20 protein-coding genes are annotated in these 17,119 nt (G+C 62.9%); 12 read left to right on the top strand and 8 right to left on the bottom strand.

The features are described 5' to 3' along the window. Positions 1-13: 13 nt before the first annotated feature. The 4 genes from hutG to FHT70_RS20830 all read left to right on the top strand — a co-directional run bounded on the left by hutG (position 14) and on the right by FHT70_RS20830 (position 3,901). Positions 14-817 carry an N-formylglutamate deformylase gene (gene hutG, locus FHT70_RS20845; RefSeq protein ID WP_183704531.1) on the top strand — a complete coding sequence of 268 codons (804 nt, stop codon included), beginning with the start codon at positions 14-16 and terminating at the stop codon, positions 815-817. Positions 818-841: 24 nt separating this feature from the next. Next, positions 842-2,515, top strand: a complete 1,674-nt coding sequence (gene hutU / locus FHT70_RS20840) for a urocanate hydratase (RefSeq protein ID WP_183704530.1) — start codon at positions 842-844, stop codon at positions 2,513-2,515. A gap of 5 nt (positions 2,516-2,520) precedes the next feature. Beyond that, complete coding sequence (locus tag FHT70_RS20835) at positions 2,521-3,096, top strand: HutD family protein (RefSeq protein WP_097598831.1); 576 nt, start codon at positions 2,521-2,523, stop codon at positions 3,094-3,096. 175 nt (positions 3,097-3,271) lie between these two features. After that, on the top strand, positions 3,272-3,901 hold the full coding sequence (locus tag FHT70_RS20830) for a J domain-containing protein (protein ID WP_011427926.1): 630 nt from the start codon (positions 3,272-3,274) through the stop codon (positions 3,899-3,901). Positions 3,902-3,921: 20 nt separating this feature from the next. On the opposite strand, the gene FHT70_RS20825 is transcribed toward FHT70_RS20830, so the two are convergent. From FHT70_RS20825 to FHT70_RS20810, 4 genes are all read right to left on the bottom strand, one after another. Continuing rightward, positions 3,922-4,623, bottom strand: coding sequence for a DUF899 family protein (locus FHT70_RS20825; protein WP_183704528.1), 702 nt, complete (start codon positions 4,621-4,623; stop codon positions 3,922-3,924). 243 nt (positions 4,624-4,866) lie between these two features. Continuing rightward, positions 4,867-5,769, bottom strand: coding sequence for an NADP-dependent oxidoreductase (locus FHT70_RS20820; protein WP_183704526.1), 903 nt, complete (start codon positions 5,767-5,769; stop codon positions 4,867-4,869). Between the two features lie 79 nt (positions 5,770-5,848). Next, on the bottom strand, positions 5,849-6,247 hold the full coding sequence (locus FHT70_RS20815) for a DoxX family protein (protein ID WP_086083302.1): 399 nt from the start codon (positions 6,245-6,247) through the stop codon (positions 5,849-5,851). Between the two features lie 116 nt (positions 6,248-6,363). Continuing rightward, a complete protein-coding gene (locus FHT70_RS20810) occupies positions 6,364-7,212 on the bottom strand; it encodes a class III extradiol ring-cleavage dioxygenase (protein WP_348649558.1) in 849 nt (282 codons plus the stop codon). Positions 7,213-7,340: 128 nt separating this feature from the next. On the opposite strand from FHT70_RS20810, the gene FHT70_RS20805 reads away from it, so the two are divergent. Beyond that, on the top strand, positions 7,341-8,240 hold the full coding sequence (locus FHT70_RS20805; RefSeq protein ID WP_183704522.1) for a LysR family transcriptional regulator: 900 nt from the start codon (positions 7,341-7,343) through the stop codon (positions 8,238-8,240). Positions 8,241-8,647: 407 nt separating this feature from the next. On the opposite strand, the gene FHT70_RS20800 is transcribed toward FHT70_RS20805, so the two are convergent. After that, positions 8,648-8,830: a hypothetical protein gene (locus tag FHT70_RS20800; RefSeq protein WP_183704520.1), complete on the bottom strand. Its 183-nt coding sequence runs from the start codon at positions 8,828-8,830 to the stop codon at positions 8,648-8,650. Between the two features lie 70 nt (positions 8,831-8,900). Between FHT70_RS20800 and FHT70_RS20795 the strand changes: the two genes are divergently transcribed. Beyond that, a complete protein-coding gene (locus FHT70_RS20795) occupies positions 8,901-9,542 on the top strand; it encodes an alpha/beta family hydrolase (protein WP_183704518.1) in 642 nt (213 codons plus the stop codon). Here FHT70_RS20795 and FHT70_RS20790 read toward each other — a convergent pair. The 3 genes from FHT70_RS20790 to pcaQ form a co-directional block, all read right to left on the bottom strand. Then, complete coding sequence (locus tag FHT70_RS20790; RefSeq protein ID WP_183704516.1) at positions 9,539-10,234, bottom strand: RES family NAD+ phosphorylase; 696 nt, start codon at positions 10,232-10,234, stop codon at positions 9,539-9,541. The genes FHT70_RS20795 and FHT70_RS20790 overlap by 4 nt on opposite strands. Further along, positions 10,231-10,743, bottom strand: a complete 513-nt coding sequence (locus tag FHT70_RS20785; RefSeq protein ID WP_183704514.1) for an MbcA/ParS/Xre antitoxin family protein — start codon at positions 10,741-10,743, stop codon at positions 10,231-10,233. Before FHT70_RS20785 ends, FHT70_RS20790 begins: the two co-directional genes overlap by 4 nt. 70 nt (positions 10,744-10,813) lie before the next feature. Beyond that, positions 10,814-11,731 (bottom strand): pca operon transcription factor PcaQ, encoded by a 918-nt coding sequence (gene pcaQ, locus FHT70_RS20780; protein WP_183704512.1) that lies wholly within the window; start codon positions 11,729-11,731, stop codon positions 10,814-10,816. A gap of 367 nt (positions 11,732-12,098) precedes the next feature. Here pcaQ and pcaD point away from each other — a divergent pair, with 367 nt between their 5' ends. From pcaD to FHT70_RS20750, 6 genes are all read left to right on the top strand, one after another. After that, entirely contained in the window at positions 12,099-12,908 is an 810-nt protein-coding gene (gene pcaD / locus FHT70_RS20775; RefSeq protein ID WP_183704510.1) for a 3-oxoadipate enol-lactonase, read from the top strand. After that, a complete protein-coding gene (gene pcaC / locus FHT70_RS20770; protein ID WP_183704508.1) occupies positions 12,905-13,309 on the top strand; it encodes a 4-carboxymuconolactone decarboxylase in 405 nt (134 codons plus the stop codon). The genes pcaD and pcaC overlap by 4 nt, the downstream gene beginning before the upstream one ends. 9 nt (positions 13,310-13,318) lie before the next feature. Beyond that, positions 13,319-14,068, top strand: coding sequence for a protocatechuate 3,4-dioxygenase subunit beta (pcaH, locus tag FHT70_RS20765; protein WP_183704506.1), 750 nt, complete (start codon positions 13,319-13,321; stop codon positions 14,066-14,068). Between the two features lie 2 nt (positions 14,069-14,070). Further along, positions 14,071-14,682: a protocatechuate 3,4-dioxygenase subunit alpha gene (pcaG, locus tag FHT70_RS20760; protein WP_183704504.1), complete on the top strand. Its 612-nt coding sequence runs from the start codon at positions 14,071-14,073 to the stop codon at positions 14,680-14,682. Between the two features lie 227 nt (positions 14,683-14,909). Further along, on the top strand, positions 14,910-15,956 hold the full coding sequence (locus tag FHT70_RS20755; RefSeq protein ID WP_183704502.1) for a 3-carboxy-cis,cis-muconate cycloisomerase: 1,047 nt from the start codon (positions 14,910-14,912) through the stop codon (positions 15,954-15,956). A gap of 325 nt (positions 15,957-16,281) precedes the next feature. Then, positions 16,282-17,112, top strand: a complete 831-nt coding sequence (locus FHT70_RS20750) for an MBL fold metallo-hydrolase (RefSeq protein ID WP_183704500.1) — start codon at positions 16,282-16,284, stop codon at positions 17,110-17,112. Positions 17,113-17,119: the final 7 nt, after the last annotated feature.

The raw sequence follows: 17,119 nt of genomic DNA, 5'->3' as shown, positions 1-17,119 counted from the left end.
GAGCGCTTTGCCTATGACCGCACCATACGAAACCCGCCAGGGCACCTCGCCGATCATCCTCGGCTTCCCCCATACCGGCACCGAGGTGCCGCCCGACATCGCCGACCGCCTCAACGACAATGGCCGTATCTTCGCCGATACCGACTGGCACATCCACCACCTCTATGACGGGCTGCTCGACAACATCACGACGGTCCGCGCCACCTTCCACCGCTACGTGATCGACGCCAACCGCGATCCTGCCGGCGTCAGCCTCTATCCCGGCCAGAACACCACCGGTCTCGTTCCGGAAACGGACTTCGACGGCAAACCAATCTGGAAGGACGGGCAGGCGCCCGCCGAGGTCGATATCGCTGCGCGGCTCAGGGATTTCCATGCGCCCTATCACGCGGCACTTGCCGCCGAGATCGAGCGCGTCAGGGCAATCCATGGCGTCGCGATCCTTTACGATTGCCACTCGATCCGCTCGCATATTCCCTTCCTGTTCGAAGGCAAGCTGCCGGATTTCAATATCGGCACCGATATGGGCAGGGCCTGCGACGGCGCCGTCGAGCAGGCGACGCTTACCGTCACGCAAGCCGCCGAAGGTTATGACAGCGTGCTCAACGGCCGTTTCAAGGGGGGCTGGACGACCCGCCATTACGGCCGGCCCGAGACCGGTGTGCACGCGATCCAGATGGAGCTCGCGCAATCGACGCATCTGCAGACCGAGACGCCGCCCTTCGCCTATGACGCCGCCAAGGCCGACAGGCTTCGCATTCATCTCAAAAACATTCTGGTGCGCCTCGAACAGATAGCACCCGGCCTGAAACGATAAAGCTCACTCGACAGGGGAACCGTCATGACCAATCCACGCCACAATATCCGTGAAATCCGCGCGCCCCGCGGCAACGATCTCAATGCCAAGAGCTGGATGACGGAAGCGCCGTTGCGCATGCTGATGAACAATCTCGACCCCGACGTCGCCGAAAATCCGAACGAGCTCGTCGTCTATGGCGGCATCGGCCGCGCTGCGCGCACCTGGGAGGATTTCGACCGCATCGTCGCCACGCTGAAGACGCTGACGGAAGAGGAAACGCTGCTGGTGCAATCTGGCAAGCCGGTCGGCGTCTTCCGCACGCATAAGGATGCGCCGCGCGTACTGATCGCCAACTCCAATCTGGTGCCGCATTGGGCGACCTGGGATCATTTCAACGAGCTGGATAAGAGGGGCCTTGCCATGTACGGCCAGATGACGGCCGGCTCGTGGATCTATATCGGCACGCAGGGCATCGTGCAGGGCACCTACGAGACCTTCGTCGAGGCCGGTCGCCAGCATTACGGCGGCAATCTCAAAGGCAAGTGGATCCTGACCGGCGGTCTCGGGGGCATGGGCGGCGCCCAGCCGCTCGCCGCCGTCATGGCCGGCGCCTGCTGCCTCGCCGTCGAATGCAATCCGGATTCGATCGACTTCCGCCTACGCACCCGCTATCTCGACGCCAAGGCCGAGACGCTCGACGAGGCGCTCGCGATGATCGACCGCTGGACCAAGGCTGGCGAAGCCAAATCCGTCGGCCTGCTCGGCAATGCCGCCGAAATCCTGCCTGAGATGGTCCGCCGCGGCATCCGCCCCGATATCGTCACCGACCAGACCTCGGCGCATGATCCGATCAACGGCTACCTGCCGAAAGGCTGGACTATGGCCGAATGGAAGGCCAAGCGCGAAAGCGATCCGAAGGCTGTGGAAAAGGCGGCGCGCGCCTCGATGCGCGAGCATGTCGAGGCGATGATCGCCTTCTGGAACGCCGGCATTCCCACACTCGACTACGGCAACAATATCCGTCAGGTCGCCAAGGATGAAGGCCTGGAAAACGCCTTCGCCTTCCCCGGCTTCGTGCCTGCCTATATAAGACCGCTGTTCTGCCGCGGCATCGGCCCCTTCCGCTGGGCAGCCCTCTCGGGCGACCCGGAGGATATTTACAAGACCGATGCCAAGGTGAAGGAGCTGCTGCCCGACAACAAGCACCTGCACAACTGGCTCGACATGGCCAGGGAGCGCATTTCCTTCCAGGGCCTGCCGGCGCGTATCTGCTGGGTCGGCCTCGGCGACCGTCACCGCCTGGCTCTGGCCTTCAATGAAATGGTCAAAAACGGCGAGCTTTCCGCGCCGATCGTCATCGGCCGCGACCACCTCGATTCCGGCTCGGTCGCCTCGCCGAACCGCGAAACCGAGGCGATGAAGGACGGCTCCGACGCTGTCTCAGACTGGCCGCTGCTCAACGCCCTGCTCAACACCGCCTCTGGCGCCACCTGGGTGTCGCTGCATCACGGCGGCGGCGTCGGCATGGGCTTCTCGCAGCACTCCGGCGTCGTCATCTGCGCCGACGGCACGGATGATGCGGCAAAGCGTCTCGAGCGCGTGCTCTGGAACGATCCGGCGACAGGCGTCATGCGCCACGCCGATGCCGGCTACGACATCGCCCTCGATTGCGCCCGGGACAAGGGCCTGCGCCTGCCCGGCATCCTCGGAAACTGAACCACATGAGGATCCTGCGCGCCGGCGATCACAAGCGCATGCCGTGGAAGAACGGCAAGGGAGAGACGGTGGAGATCGCCGTCTCTCCGCCAGGCGCCTCGATCGACGATTTCGACTGGCGCATCAGCATGGCAGCGGTCGCGGAGGACGGACCGTTTTCGATTTTCCCGGGCATCGACCGGACGCTGGCGGTCCTCGACGGCAACGGCATGGTGCTCGAGATCGACGGCAGCGCTGCTGTCCTGCTGACGACACAAAGCACTCCTCTTGCCTTCCCGGCTGATATCCCCGTCACCGCCAGGCTCGAAGACGGCGCGATCACCGATCTCAACGTCATGACGCGCCGGGCCGGCCTCACCCATAGCCTCGCCCGAATCGACATCGACGGCGCCACGCGCCTGCCGTTGCCATCGCCGACATGCCTGTTCCTCTGCCACCGCGGCATGGTGTCATTCCGCCGGTCGGGCGAGACCGGGACGCTTGCAGCCGGCGACACGCTGCTGATCGAGGATATGACGATAGCTGCGCTTGATATCGACGGCCAGGCCAGATGTTATCTCATCTCGATCGCCACTCACTGATTTTCCCTTAACAGTTTGGAATTTCGATCGATTTCGGAAAAAATCAGGGTGCCAGCATCGGCGATCGCGATATCAGGGCATGGACGCCGTTCCTGCTTTCGGTCTAAACTTTGCCCTTCTGATGCAGAAGAAGACCTAGACTGCCCGCGACATCAAGGGCGGCAAGGGAGCAGGTGTGACGGATCCATACGATATTCTCGGCGTTGAACGCGATGCGGACGAGGCGAAGCTGAAGGCGGCCTACCGGCGCCTGGCAAAGGTCGCCCATCCTGATTCGGGCGGCGATACGGAGGCCTTCGACAATCTGCAGAAAGCCTATGCGCTGCTTCTCGATCCGGTCCGCCGCAAGGTCTATGACGATACCGGCTATGACGTCGAGTTCGCCGATGCGGCCGAGCTGCAGGCGCTTGTGATGATCGAGAAGCTCGTGACCGACGCCGTGCTCGACGAGCGGGCGCCGGGCAGTTTCGATCCGGTCGCGGTCATGCAGGAAAGCCTCTCCGAGGAACTGCGCAAGGCGCGGTTCAGCAAGAGCGAGCTGGAACGCCACGCCTCGCGCGTCGGCCTGCATCTGGAGCGGTTGGAAAAGCAGTCCGGCCGTGATGTGCTCGCCCATATGTTCCGCGCCCGCATCGAAGCGATCTCCAAGGCGGTCGCGGAAACCGAGGCGAAGATCAAGGCGGCCGAACGCGCCGCCGACATGCTGAGCGGCTACGTCTACGATCTCGATCCGTCGTTGCTGCCGGAGGCTTCTGTGACCAATCTCGAATGGATCGAGACCTCCAGAAACCGCTCCACCGGCTGACGCAGCGCGCGCTAAAACCGTCAGTAGGACAGCTTCGGATACCAGTCCGGCGCCCGGCCTTCCGGCGTCGTGTCGATCAGCGTCCAGAGCGGCATCAGATCGGGCGCGCCGCGCGGATCCTCGCCGGGATCAGCCGTCACGCCGCCCATTTCCTGGCTCCAGAAGTGGCGGATCGTGCCGTCGCGCCGCGTGAAGACGTTGTAGGCGGCGTCATCACCGCCGCCTCTGCCTATGGCGTGATAGTCGCGGCTGTAATCGCCCGACGGATCGGAATAAAGCGGCAGGTGGTGCCAGCCGCGCTCCTTCTTGAAGGCGAGCAGTCTGCCGATCGGCGAAAGCGCGACCACCGCAAGGGCGGCGCGCTGCTGGATATCCGGCACCTCGCCATCCCAGGCCGACAGCAGCGAAGTGCACATGGGGCATGGACGCTCGCGCTCCGGCCCGAACATGTAGCTATAGACGATCAGCGTCTCCTTGTCGGCAAAGAGCTCGCTCAGCGAGATCGGCCCGTCGGCGCCTTCGAAGCGATAATCCTTCTTCACCTCGCCGCCCGGCGGCAGCGCCCGGCGCTGTCTTGCCACGCGCTCGATGTGCCGGCGCAATTCGATCTCTTCGGCCAACAGCGCATCGCGGGCACTGCGATATTCCTCGCTCTCATTGGGAAAACGGACGCCGTTTTTTGCCGCGAGTACGGCGGCAGGTACCAGCTGCTGATCATCCATCACATATCCTCCTTCTGTCGTCGCGCGTCTCGGGCGCTCAAAGGATGTGCCGCGATCGCAACGGATTTCCAGCACATCGTTAGGAAGACGATCCTCAGAGGCGAAAATCGACAGGACCGGCGGGAAAAATCCGACTTTGAGGAGGAATGGAACAGAAAACCACGCAAGCGACCGAAACGACCGGCATGAAGAACGTCATGCCGGTGCTACCTTTCGCGTGATGCGGTGCCGCTTGTCTGCTTTTCAGTGTTTGAGAACGACCTTCCCGGGAGCACCTGCCGCAACCGCGTTCTGGGCAAGGCCGATCTGCTCCCGGGTGAAGGTATGGGAAATCGAGATCACCAGGTCACCGCTGGCGGCGGACGCCAGAATAGAGTCGAGCATGGCCGCGTCGGTGCGATGATAGAGTTCGCGGATGATAACGCGGTTTCCGGCATTGGCGCCTTCCGGCACCGGAACGATGCTCGCAACCGTGCCGCGGTCAAGGACATAACCGATGAGGTTGCCGGCCACCGGGCCGGCCGTGCTGATCGCGTAGTCGAAACTCGGGCTTGCGGCGGGAACCGTGATGTCGAGTGCTTCGCCCGCCAGCCCTCGGCCTTCGTTCAGCCGCTCGGGCCGGACGCCCGCAACCGGCTGGGCGCCGATCTGCCTGAGGTATTGGATGGCGGACCGTCCGACCGTGCCGAGGCCGCCAGAAACGAGAACCCGGTCGCCGCCCTTGACGCCGAGCGCTTCGACGGTCTGCCGGCCGGTAAGACCTGCCTTGACCAGCGAGGCGCCCTGCTCGAAGCCGAGTGCGGCCGGCAGCCTTGCGATGGATGTCGAGGGAACGACACCATATTCCGCATGCGCGCCTCTGCCGTTTGCGGCAAAATCGGCGACCACCCGGTCGCCGACCGCAAAACCGGTCACACCTTCGCCGAATGCCGAGATGGTGCCGGCGGCGTCACCTCCGAGCACGGCCGGCAGCGGAAGCGGGATGTACTGCGCCATAAAGCCCTGGCGGAGAATGAGATCGAAGGGGTTGACGGCGGATGCCTCTATCTTGATTAGGACTTCGCCCGGTCCGGGCTTCGGCGCTGGAATATCCGCGATTTCGAACTGATCGACATCACCATAGGATTTCAGAAGTGCCGCTTTCATTGCGCCTCCAGAATTTTTGGCGTTTCGTTTGCACCTATGCCCGGCTGCCGGGCACAGGCGATTCCCGGATGAGGCCGTCTCAAGCCGTGGCGGGAGGACGCGCGTTGTCGAGCGTCCAGGCTCCGCCGCCGGCAAAGGCGATGTAGAGGAAGATGAAGCAGAACAGGATGGCACCTTCGCCCATGTTCAGCGCCGGCCAGAAGCCATACGGCGTGTGGCCCATGAAGTAGGCGGCAGCCATTTCGCCCGAAGCGATGAATGCGGCGATGCGCGTTTGAAATCCGACGAGCATCAGAGCAGAGGTGATCACCTCGATTGCGCCTGCAACCAGAAGGAGGGCGGGCAGCGGATAGGGTACGCCTTGAATCGGACCCGGAAACTGCAGAAACTTCATTGTGGCATGTTCGAGGAAGAGTAAGGCCGCCATGATGCGCAGAAGTGCGAGAATGTATGGCGTCCATTTGCCGGTATTGATCATCGAGTTTCTCCAAAAAGGTTGATGTGAGGTCAGGCGGCGGAGGCCGCCTTCTGAGTTCCTGGTTTTCTTTCCAGAGCCTTATCGGCGTGGCGAAGACGGCTTGAAGATTTCGCCGGTCATTGCGCATCTCCATGTGATTGGGGGGTTGAGGGCGCGCGGCCGAAACGGAAGCTCGATGCGGTGAGCCCGCCGGCAAAATCCTTCTGGTGATAGGTGGTGGCGCCGGCTTCGTTCTCGGCGGCGCCGACCACCACCATCAGCGGGATGAGGTGGTCTTCGCGCGGATGCGCCGCCCGGGCGGCCGGCGCCTGCTGCCATTCGATCAGCCGCTCGGTACGCTTGTCGCAGGCTATGTGAACCAGTGTTTCCTGAAGCCAGGCATCGAAGCGGCGGGACGGCTCATATCCGCCGGTGCCGCGCATGGCCGAAAGATTGTGATAGCTGAGACCGCTGCCGATGATCAGGACGCCCTCGTCACGCAACGGCGCCAGCGCCCGGCCGACGCTGATGTGCAGCCCCGGATCATAACCCGCATCCAGCGAAAGCTGCACGACAGGGATGTTCTCTTCCGGATAGAGCGGCTTCATGATGCTGAACGTGCCGTGATCGTAACCACGCGTCGGATCAAGCGCCGCTTCGATACCGCTCGCCCGCAGCAGATGCTGGACGCGGTTTGCGACATCAGGCGAACCGGGGGCATTGTAGGTGATGTGATAGAGGTGTTCGGGAAAGCCGTGATAGTCGTAGACCATGCCCGGTTTGACGCCCGACGATATGGCAAAACCTTCCTCTTCCCAGTGCCCCGAGATCACGAGGATCGCCTTCGGCGCATCACCGAGTTCAGCGCGCATGTCGACCAGCGACTGTTCGAGCACGTCGAAGTTGCGACGGAATTCGCCTGTCATGTAGGGCCAGGGACCACCGCCATGGCTGACGAAATAGGTCGGGAGTCGAGAATCTGTCACCGGAATTGTCCTTCGCATCATTGCCGCGAGCATTGGGGCAGCGCTTTGATAGGAAGATTTTGATTTTATCTCCATCATTGATCAATGTGGCAGATATTGAAGAACCATTTCCTGGATGTTGATGATCAATGGATACGTTGACGAGCCTGCGGGTATTTTGCACCGTCGCCGAACTGAAAAGCTTCACCGCTGCCGCCGATCGCCTGGGCGTTTCACCGGCAATGGCGAGCAAGCATGTGATACAGCTCGAGAGCCGGCTGGGCACGCGGCTGCTCAACCGAACCAGCCGGCATGTCAGCCTGACGGAGACAGGGCGGCTTTATTTCAACCAAACCAGGGAGATGCTCGAACGGCTGGACGAGGTGGAAGACGCGATCGGCAATGTGACGGTCGCTCCCCGCGGCATGCTGAAACTGAGCGCGCCGGTTTGGGCGGCAACCAGCTATTTTACCGACATGCTGGCAGCGTATAACCGGCGCTACCCCGACGTCTGCCTGGACTTGGATCTCAGTGGCCGGCTGGTCAATCTGGTTGACGAAGGTTTCGATCTGGCGCTGCGGGCAACGTCGCAGGACCGGCTCGATCCGGGCCTCGTCGCCCGCCCGCTGACGAATGTGCAGTTCCGTCTCATGGCCTCGCCGGATTACCTCGAGCGAACCGGGCGGCCCCGGAACGTCGGCGAGCTCAACGGCCACGCACTGCTTCGCTACTCCGGTGTCAATTCTGGGGAAAGCATGTCGCTGGAAGGTCCGGACGGACCACACAAGATCACCTTCCGCACGGTGATGCAGAGCGACAACGAGACAATTATGCACCTGGCGGCCCTGCGCGGCATGGGCCTCGCCTTCCTGCCGACATGGATGGCTGAGCAGGATATCGAGGCAGGCCGTCTGGAGATCGTGCTTCCGGCCATTATGCTCGGCTTCAACAGCACGCTTTACGCCGTCTATCCGAGCCGCAAATATCTCTCGGCCAAGGTCCGTACCTTCATCGATTTTCTGACGGCGAGCACGCGGGAGATGGGATAATCTTCGCTCAGCGAGAAAACGCCGGCGCTAAAAAAATCCCACTTCGGAGTCCCGAAATCCGCCCGCTTCGGGATTCCGAAATTCGACGCCTTTTCAGCCATGTGCCCGTGGAAAAACGTTGAACAATTTCAAGGATCCAGCCAATTTCGGGATTCCGAAGTGCTCTATAGATTATGGTAGGAGTTGCTCGCTATCGCCACCAATGCAAACCCAAGCCGTGATTCCACCCGACGTCGGAAAAGCAAAAAGGGCGCTCGACCCTTGCGGGGAGCGCCCTTATCCTGTCGGACAGCGAACAGCTCGACAACGTCGATACCGGGCGCATCCATTTTTCAGGCAGGCCCGCTATATGGACGCTTGCATTCGCCGTTTCAAGGGCTTTTTGCATCATCTTTAGCATGCGGCCACTAAAGGGCGGCGCCGGTCACCGGATTGACCACCGGCCGCTCGCTTTTGTCGCCCTCCCCAGCCGGCTGCACGGCCGGCGGCGCCATCGATTCGGCGTCGGCGGGTTCCGGCTTGCCGGGAACCACATTGACATCCTTGGGACGGCGCTGCTCGGGCTTTACGTTTTCATCATTCGTCGACATTGTCTGTCTCCTTTCCAGGGAAGAAGTCCGGGCTGCCGACATGGTTCCGGGGGCGGATGGAGGATTGCCGATGCTCGAAAGGTTTTTGCTGCAGGGCCCGCAGGATGCTCGCTTCACCATCCTTCTTGCCCATGGCGCCGGCGCGCCGATGGATTCGGCCTCGATGACAGCGGCGGCCGACGCGCTTGCCGGCGTCGGCTTTCGCGTCGCCAGGTTCGAATTCGCCTATATGGCCGCCCGCCGCACCGCGGAAGGGCGCAAGCCGCCGCCGCGCGCCGAAACCCTCAACCCCGAATATGAGGCCGCGATTGCCGCGCTCGACGCTGGCGGTCCTCTGATCATCGGCGGCAAGTCGATGGGCGGACGGGTGGCGAGCATGGTCGCAGACGGTCTCTACGACAGGGGAAAGATCACTGGCCTGCTCTGCCTCGGCTATCCCTTCCATCCGCCCGGCCAGCCGGAGAAGCTGCGCACCGGCCACCTCAAAAGGCTCGCGACACCCACGCTGATCTGCCAGGGTACGCGCGACGAGTTCGGGACAAAGGACGAGGTGCCGGGCTATGATCTCTCCGACAGGATCGAGGTCCTCTGGCTTGAGGACGGCGACCACGACCTGAAGCCGCGCAAGAAAATCTCCGGCTTCTCCGCTGCCGACCACCTCGCCGCGATGGCAAAGGCGGCAAAGGCGTGGGCCGAACGCCTGCCGCTTTAGGCACCGCCTTTTGGCCGTCGTCGGGTGGAAAGCTTCCTCACATCGATGCGCCGGTCGGCGGCGAAAACAGTGATTTCGAAATGATCGGCCTGCACCACGTCGCGGATATTCCTCGGCCGGTGCGCCGCGACGTTCACTCCGCCTCTCAGCCGCACGCTGTCATAGAGAATGCCGGCGCCGCCACTCGAGCGCACCTCTTCGCCGAGCACCTGCGATGCAGCGTAGCTCGTGCCGTCATAGATATCGGGCCGCAGCGTCTGTTCGCCGCGAACGTCGAGATAGTCGCCGACCAGGGTGGCGGTATAACTGCGATAGGTGCGCGCCATCGTCGCCACCCCACGCGCCACAGCCTCGCGGCGGAGATGATGACCGACCTCGGCGGCGGCTGTCTTCAGATTGTCGGCTGCATACCAGGCGCCGAGATCGGGGCCATTGAACCGCATGCCGCCGGGTGCGACATGCAGGAATGCCGCCATCACGATGCTGGCATTGGGCGTGCCGTAGACCCATTCGTTTTCGGGAAGCCGCCGGATGCGGTCGGCCACGAGCCGGTCATTGGTCCATCCCACAAGTTCCATGACGGCTTCGAGATCGGCCGCCCTCGCCACCGTATCGAAGAGACCGATTGGCGGAAATTGCGACGGGATCAGCCGGTAGGAGGGATGCGGCGCCTCGGCAAAACGGTCGCTCACCGGAAGACGATGTCCGTGTCTTCGTAAGGCGTGAAATCCTCGTCGAGCCTGTTCGGCGGCATATAGAGCCCGCCGCGCGCGCCGTCGAGAAACCGGCGCACAGTTATCAGCCCGTCCTGGGTGCCGCTTGTGACGATATCGAGCGGCGGGTGGCCGCCGAAGACAGGCGCCTGATGCGGCGTTCGCAGCCAGTCGATTCCGGCGCGTTCGTCGGCAAACAACACGCCGAGCGCCTGGTGGATGCCGAGCACGGCGGAGATCCGGGTCAGCGTATCGACATCGAGGGTGAAGGCGCCGTGCTCACGCGCCTGCTTGGCCCAGCTGTGATAGGTCGAGCGGGAGGGATAACCGAGCACGAGGAGGCGCTGTTCTTCAGTGAGCCCCCAGAGATCGGCGATCGCCAGGAAGGTCCGCAAGGCCGGCGGGCTCAGCCGCCTTCGATTGGCCGGCGCAAACCGCTGCGTTTCCAGCCGCTCCGGCTCCTGCTCCCTGTGTCTTGCCTGCTGCATAGCATTCTCCTGTCTTGAACTAGATTTAGTCCAAATCTGGGCATCCGGCAAGTTAATTGGAAGTGGGACTTCAGGATAGCTCTCCGGCCGCCTCGCGGATCGTCTGCATCAGGATCGATTGCGGCAGTGATGGCACCGCGTCGGCGCGCATCGTAAGCCCGACCGGCCCCTTGGTTTCGCCGGTGTCGATCGGCAGAAGCGCCAGCCGCCCATCGGCGACATCGCCTGCCACCACGCCGTTGGAAATGATCCAGATCGCATTGCTTGCCCTCAGGAAGGCGCGGCCGAAGGAATCCGACACCGTCTCGATCTGATTCGGCAGGCTGGAGATACCGTTGGCGATGAGGAAATTTTCGACGACCGGCCGGATGATCGAGCCGCGCGTCGGCATCAGCACCGTGTAGTCGGCGAAACCGGCAAAGGGCGATTGCCGGCTATCGAGCAGCGGATGGCCGGGACGCACGGCAAACACCACCTGCTCGGAATAGAGATGTTCGAAGGAAAAGCCCGCCATCTTCTCAGCTCCGGCCAGGCGGCCAACCACGAGGTCGAGATCGCCGACGCGAAGCTGCTCCAAGAGCACGGCGTTTTCGCCGGTGACGATCTTCACCCGGCTCCGGGTATTTTCCTTGAGGAAGAGTTCCATCGCCCGCGGCATGATGCGCGACGACACCGTCGGCAGGGCGCCGATCCGGATCGGCGGCGCATCGGCGAACTGCTCCTGCGAGACGGAATCGAGACCCTGGCGCAGCGCCGTCAGCGCGGCGCCTGCATGCCGCAGGAAAACCTCGCCGTAACGGGTGATCTTGATGCCGCGGCCGTCGCGCTCGAATACGGCAACACCCAGCACCTCTTCCAGTTCGCGGATCGTCTTCGTCACCGCCGGCTGGCTGACATGCAGCAACTCCGCCGCCTTCATGACGCTCTTCTGCCGCGCCACTTCGACAAAGGTCTGCAGATGACGAAACTTGACGCGGCTGTCGATCATTCCATAACTCCTGGGTTATCGAGATGCCTGAAAATATCATTTTACTTAACCGGATCAACCATCCAGTTTTGCGCCAAGAGATGGTGGCGAGTTGACGAGAAGGCGCAATCGGTCATCCTCGGCCTTGACCCGCGGCTGGTGATGCCGTGTGGATGCTCGGGCCAGGCCCGAGCATGACGAAGGGGCGGGAATGGCTGCCCCTCACCCTAACCCTCTCCCCGCAGGCGGGGCGAGGGGACGTGCCAAACGAGGCATCGAGGTTGAGGGAGACGGTGCGGCAGATACCTTCTCCCCGCACGCGGGGAGAAGGTGGCGGCAGCCGGATGAGTGGCTACCCGGCTGAGCTCATGATGACGGAGGAAGCGACGTGCAGTTCGCCCACATAAACGACGTGACGATCCACTATCAGCTTATCGGCGCTCCCGCCGACCGGCCGGTGATCGTCTTCATCAATTCGCTCGGAACGGATTTCCGCATCTGGCGCGATGTCGTGCTACGGCTTGCCGGCGATTACGCCATCGTGCTGTACGACAAGCGCGGCCACGGCCTTTCCGACGTCGGCCAGCTCCCCTCGTCGATCGAGGATCATGCGACCGATCTTGCCGGCCTGCTCGACCTGCTCTCGGTCAAGGATGCCGTCATCTGTGGCCTCTCGGTTGGCGGCCTCATCGCTCAGTCGCTCGTTCAGCACCGGCCGGATCTCGTCGGCGCCCTCATCCTTTGCGACACCGCCCACAAGATCGGCACGGCAGAGAGCTGGAACGCCCGCATTGCCGCCGTCAAGAAAGATGGCATCGGCAGCATCGTCGACGCCATCATGGAGCGCTGGTTCACGCCGGCCTTCCGTCGGCCCGAGAACACCGCCTATTCCGGCTATTGCCACATGCTGACGCGCCAGCCGGTGGAGGGTTACCTCGCCGCCTGTGAGGCGATCCGCGACTCGGATTTCACCGAGGCCGCGAAGTCGATCGCTGTGCCGACAATCTGCATCGTCGGCGACCAGGACGGCTCGACACCGCCCGATCTCGTGCTCTCCACGGCGCGGCTGATCCCTGGCGCTCGTTACGAAGTCATCCGCGATTGCGCGCATATTCCCTGTGTTGAGCAGCCGGAGGCGCTGACGGCGATCATCCGCGCCTTCCTCACCTCTATTTCGCCTGGAGAAAGCAGCCCATGAACGAAACAGCCTCCTCCTCCGAACGCTATCGGCAAGGCGTAGCGACCCGTCGCGCCGTGCTCGGCGACGTCCATGTCGAGCGCGCCATAGCGGCAACGACGGAGTTCGACCGCCCCTTCCAGGAGCTGATCACCGAAGCCGCCTGGGGCCATGTCTGGTCGCGCCCGGCGCTGACGAGGCGCGAGCGTTCGATCGTCACCATCGCGCTGCTGGCCGCACTCGGCCAGGACGATGAGGTCGCCATGCATGTGCGTGCCACCGCCAATACGGGTGCGACCCGGGAGGATATCTGCGAGGCGCTGTTACATGTGGCGATCTATGCCGGCGTTCCCGCCGCCAACCACGCGATCAAGATTGCCAAGCAGGCCTTTGCACAGATGGACGCCGAGAAAGCGGCCTGAGGGGGAGAAATGTCCGAACGAGCAAACAACAAGCCGGAGACCGGCGCCTTCTTCGCCCGCGACCGCGCGTGGCACGCGCCGGCGCTGACCCCCGGCTACAAAACCTCGGTGCTGCGCGCGCCGCAGCGCGCGCTGCTGTCACTCGACGGCACGATCTCCGAAACGACAGGCCCGGTCTTCGGCCATTCAATCATAGGCGAGCTCGACAACGACCTGATATTGAATTATGCGCGGCCGGGCGAAAGCGCCATCGGCGAACGCATCATCGTCCATGGCCGCGTGCTCGACGAACGGGCAAAGCCGGTGGCCGGCGCCCTGGTCGAATTCTGGCAGGCCAATGCCGGAGGGCGCTATCGCCACAAGAAGGAAACCTATCTCGCGGCAATCGACCCGAATTTCGGCGGCTGCGGCCGTGCCATCACCGACGAGGAAGGCCGCTACCATTTCCGCACCGTCCGGCCCGGCGCCTATCCCTGGCCGAACGGCGTCAACGACTGGCGCCCCGCCCATATTCACTTCTCGATCTTCGGCCACGGCTTTGCCCAGCGTCTGATCACGCAGATGTATTTCGAGGGCGACCCGATGATCTGGAAATGTCCGATCGTCGGTACGATCCCCGACAAGGCGGCGATCGAGCAACTGATCGCACCGCTTGACTGGGGCAATACGATTCCGATGGATTCACGCGCCTATAAATTCGATATCGTGCTGCGCGGCCGCCGCTCGACGATGTTCGAAAACAGGCTGGAGGGCAACTGACCATGCAGCAGCTCGGCTATCTCAAGGAAACCCCGTCGCAGACCGCCGGTCCCTATGTGCATATCGGCCTGACGCCGAATTTCTGCGACATCACAGGCGTCTACGACAACGATCTCGGCAGCGTGATGCTCAACGACAAGACGCTCGGCGAACGCATCACCGTCACCGGCCGCATCTTCGACGGCGCGGACGCGCTGGTGCGCGATGCCGTCGTCGAGATCTGGCAGGCCGACAGCGCCGGCCTTTACAATAGTCCCTCGGAAATGCGCGGCGCCGCCGACCCGAACTTCGCCGGCTGGGGCCGCTGCCCGACCCGGGCCGACGACGGCGTCTACAGCTTCGAAACCATCAAGCCGGGGTGGGTCCCCTTCAAGGACGGCCGCAGACAGGCGCCGCACATCACCTTCTGGATCGTCGCCCGCGGCATCAATATTGGCCTGCATACGCGGATGTATTTTCCGGAAGAGGCCGAAGCCAACGCCAGCGACCCGCTGCTTGCCCGCATCGAACATCGCGAACGCGTTGCCACCATGGTCGCCACCCGCGATGGCGCAACCTGCCGTTTCGACATCCATCTGCAGGGGCCGAAGGAGACGGTGTTTCTGGATATTTGAGGGTGTGCCGGCTGCTTGTCGGAGAATTCCGCGCAAGCAGCCCCCTCACCCTGCCCTCTCCCCGAGGGAGAGGGGAACAGTGCCACGCGAGAGAACCTACCCATAAGGCGCCGACGCCGCCTCATTCCCCTTCTCCCCTCGGGGGTCCGAAGGACGGGTCGAGACCGGTGGCTCGACCCCGGGTGCGGCAGCCGGATGAGGGGGCCACCACCACAAACGAGCAAACCATGACCGCATCGCCCTTCGACCACCCCTTCCTCTCCGGCCTTGTCGGCGACGACGAAATCGCGCCCTATTTTTCCGCCGAAGCCGATATTCGCGCCATGCTCTCCTTCGAGGCGGCACTCGCCAAGGCCGAAGCCGCGCACGGCCTCATTCCCGGCGAGGCAGCAAGGAGGATTGCCGAAGCCTGCGCCGATTTTTCTCCGGATCTTGCCAGCCTTCGCCCGGCAACGGCGAAAGACGGGGTCGTCGTCCCCGACCTCGTCAAGCAGCTGCGCGCTAAGGTCGGCGAGGAAGCGGGCAGAAACCTGCATCTCGGCGCCACCAGCCAGGACGTCATCGACACCAGCCTGATGATCCGCCTGAAGGCGGTGGTCTTCCTGTTTGCCGGCCGGCTTTCCACCATCCTCACAGCGCTTGACGGGCTCGACCGGCAGTTCGGCCGCAACCGCCTGATGGGCCATACCCGCATGCAGGCGGCGATCGCCATCAGCGTCTCCGACCGTCTCAATGCCTGGCGCATGCCGCTCGCGACCTATCGCGACAGGCTGACCGAGCAGAGCTTCCCCGTCCAGTTCGGCGGTGCTGCCGGCACGCTCGACAAGCTTGGGCCACAGGCCGCCGCCGTCCGCGCTTCGCTCGCCCAGGAGCTCGGCCTCACCGACATCAGGCAATGGCAGGGCGCGCGTCTGCCGATCGCCGATATCGCCGGCCTGTTCGCTTCGATTTCGGGTAGCCTCGGCAAGATGGGACAGGATATCGCGCTGCTTGCCGAGATGGGCGGCGAGATCGAAATCTCAGGCGGCGGCACCTCCTCGGCCATGGCGCACAAGCAGAACCCGGTTGCCGCGGAAGTCCTGGTCTCGCTCGCCCGCTTCAACGCCACGGCGCTCTCGGGTATCCACCAGTCTCTTGTCCATGAACAGGAGCGCTCCGGGGCGGCCTGGACGCTCGAGTGGCTGCTGCTGCCGCAGATGACCATGGCAACCGCCGCCAGCCTGCGGCTCGCCGGAGGACTGATAGAAAATATCAAGCGGCTTGGGACGGCTTGAGATCGCAGCGGCGGCCAGCGCTGTGGCCAGCCGCGCGGCAAGGGTTCCAGCGCGAGAGCGGGCATTTGCTTTTTCGATCGCGCGCAACCATCTAATAGGCATGACTTGCGGAAAACGCCCTGCCCGCGCAGCCCATTTACCGAAAACCAACCATACTGGGTTGCTTTCCGAAGCGAAAGCCGATTGCTTAGGAGAATATACTTCTTCTTCCGCTACCGGTTAGGAGAATGAAAGGGGGCGCAGGCAAACTCGTGGAATTCTGCTGCTTCGCATCGGGATAAACTATGATTACGATGGCGATGCGGGAAGGCCGGTTTGAAAAACGATGACGACAGAACTGTTTCAGATAAAATTTTGGGGCGTCCGCGGCAGTATTCCCGTATCGGGCCCCGAGTTCGATCGCTACGGCGGTAACACTTCCTGCATCGAGATTCGCTGCGGAAAACATCGGTTGCTTTTCGACGCAGGTTCGGGCCTGCGCGAGGCGGGGCTGTCGCTGCTTGCCGACGGCGTCAGCGACGTGGACCTGTTCTTCAGCCACTGCCATTACGACCACATCATCGGCCTGCCCTTCTTCAAGGCGATCTATTATCCCTCAATCAACGTCAACATCTGGTCCGGGCACCTCGACGGCAAGATGAGCACGCGGGAAATGGTCGAGCAGTTCATCAGCCCGCCCTGGTTTCCGGTCAAGACCGACATCTGTCAGGCGACGATGAACTTCCGCGATTTCCACTCCGGCCAAGTTCTGAAGCCGCATGAGGGCATCGAGATTAGGACTTTCACGTTGAACCATCCGGGCGGTGCCATCGGCTACCGCATCGAATGGCGGGGTCGTTCGATCGCTCTGATCTACGATATCGAGCATATTCCCGGCAGTTATGATCCGGTCTCCCTGGAGATGATGCAGGGCGCCGATCTCGTCGTCTACGATTGCACCTACAATGAAGATGAGATGCAGCGCTTCAAGGGCTTCGGCCATTCGACCTGGGAGCACGGCACCGAGCTTGCCAAAATGGCAGGCGCCAAGCGCTTCGCCTTGTTCCACCACGCCCCCTCCCGCACGGACGAACAACTGGCCGAAATGGAAGCACAGGCTGAGGCCGCCTTCCCCGGCGCCTTCGCCGCCCGCGACAATCAGACCGTGGTGATCTAGGGGTGCC

Source organism: Rhizobium sp. BK049, from assembly GCF_014193135.1.
Lineage (GTDB): Bacteria > Pseudomonadota > Alphaproteobacteria > Rhizobiales > Rhizobiaceae > Rhizobium.
This window is presented reverse-complemented; position numbering and strand designations above follow the sequence as displayed.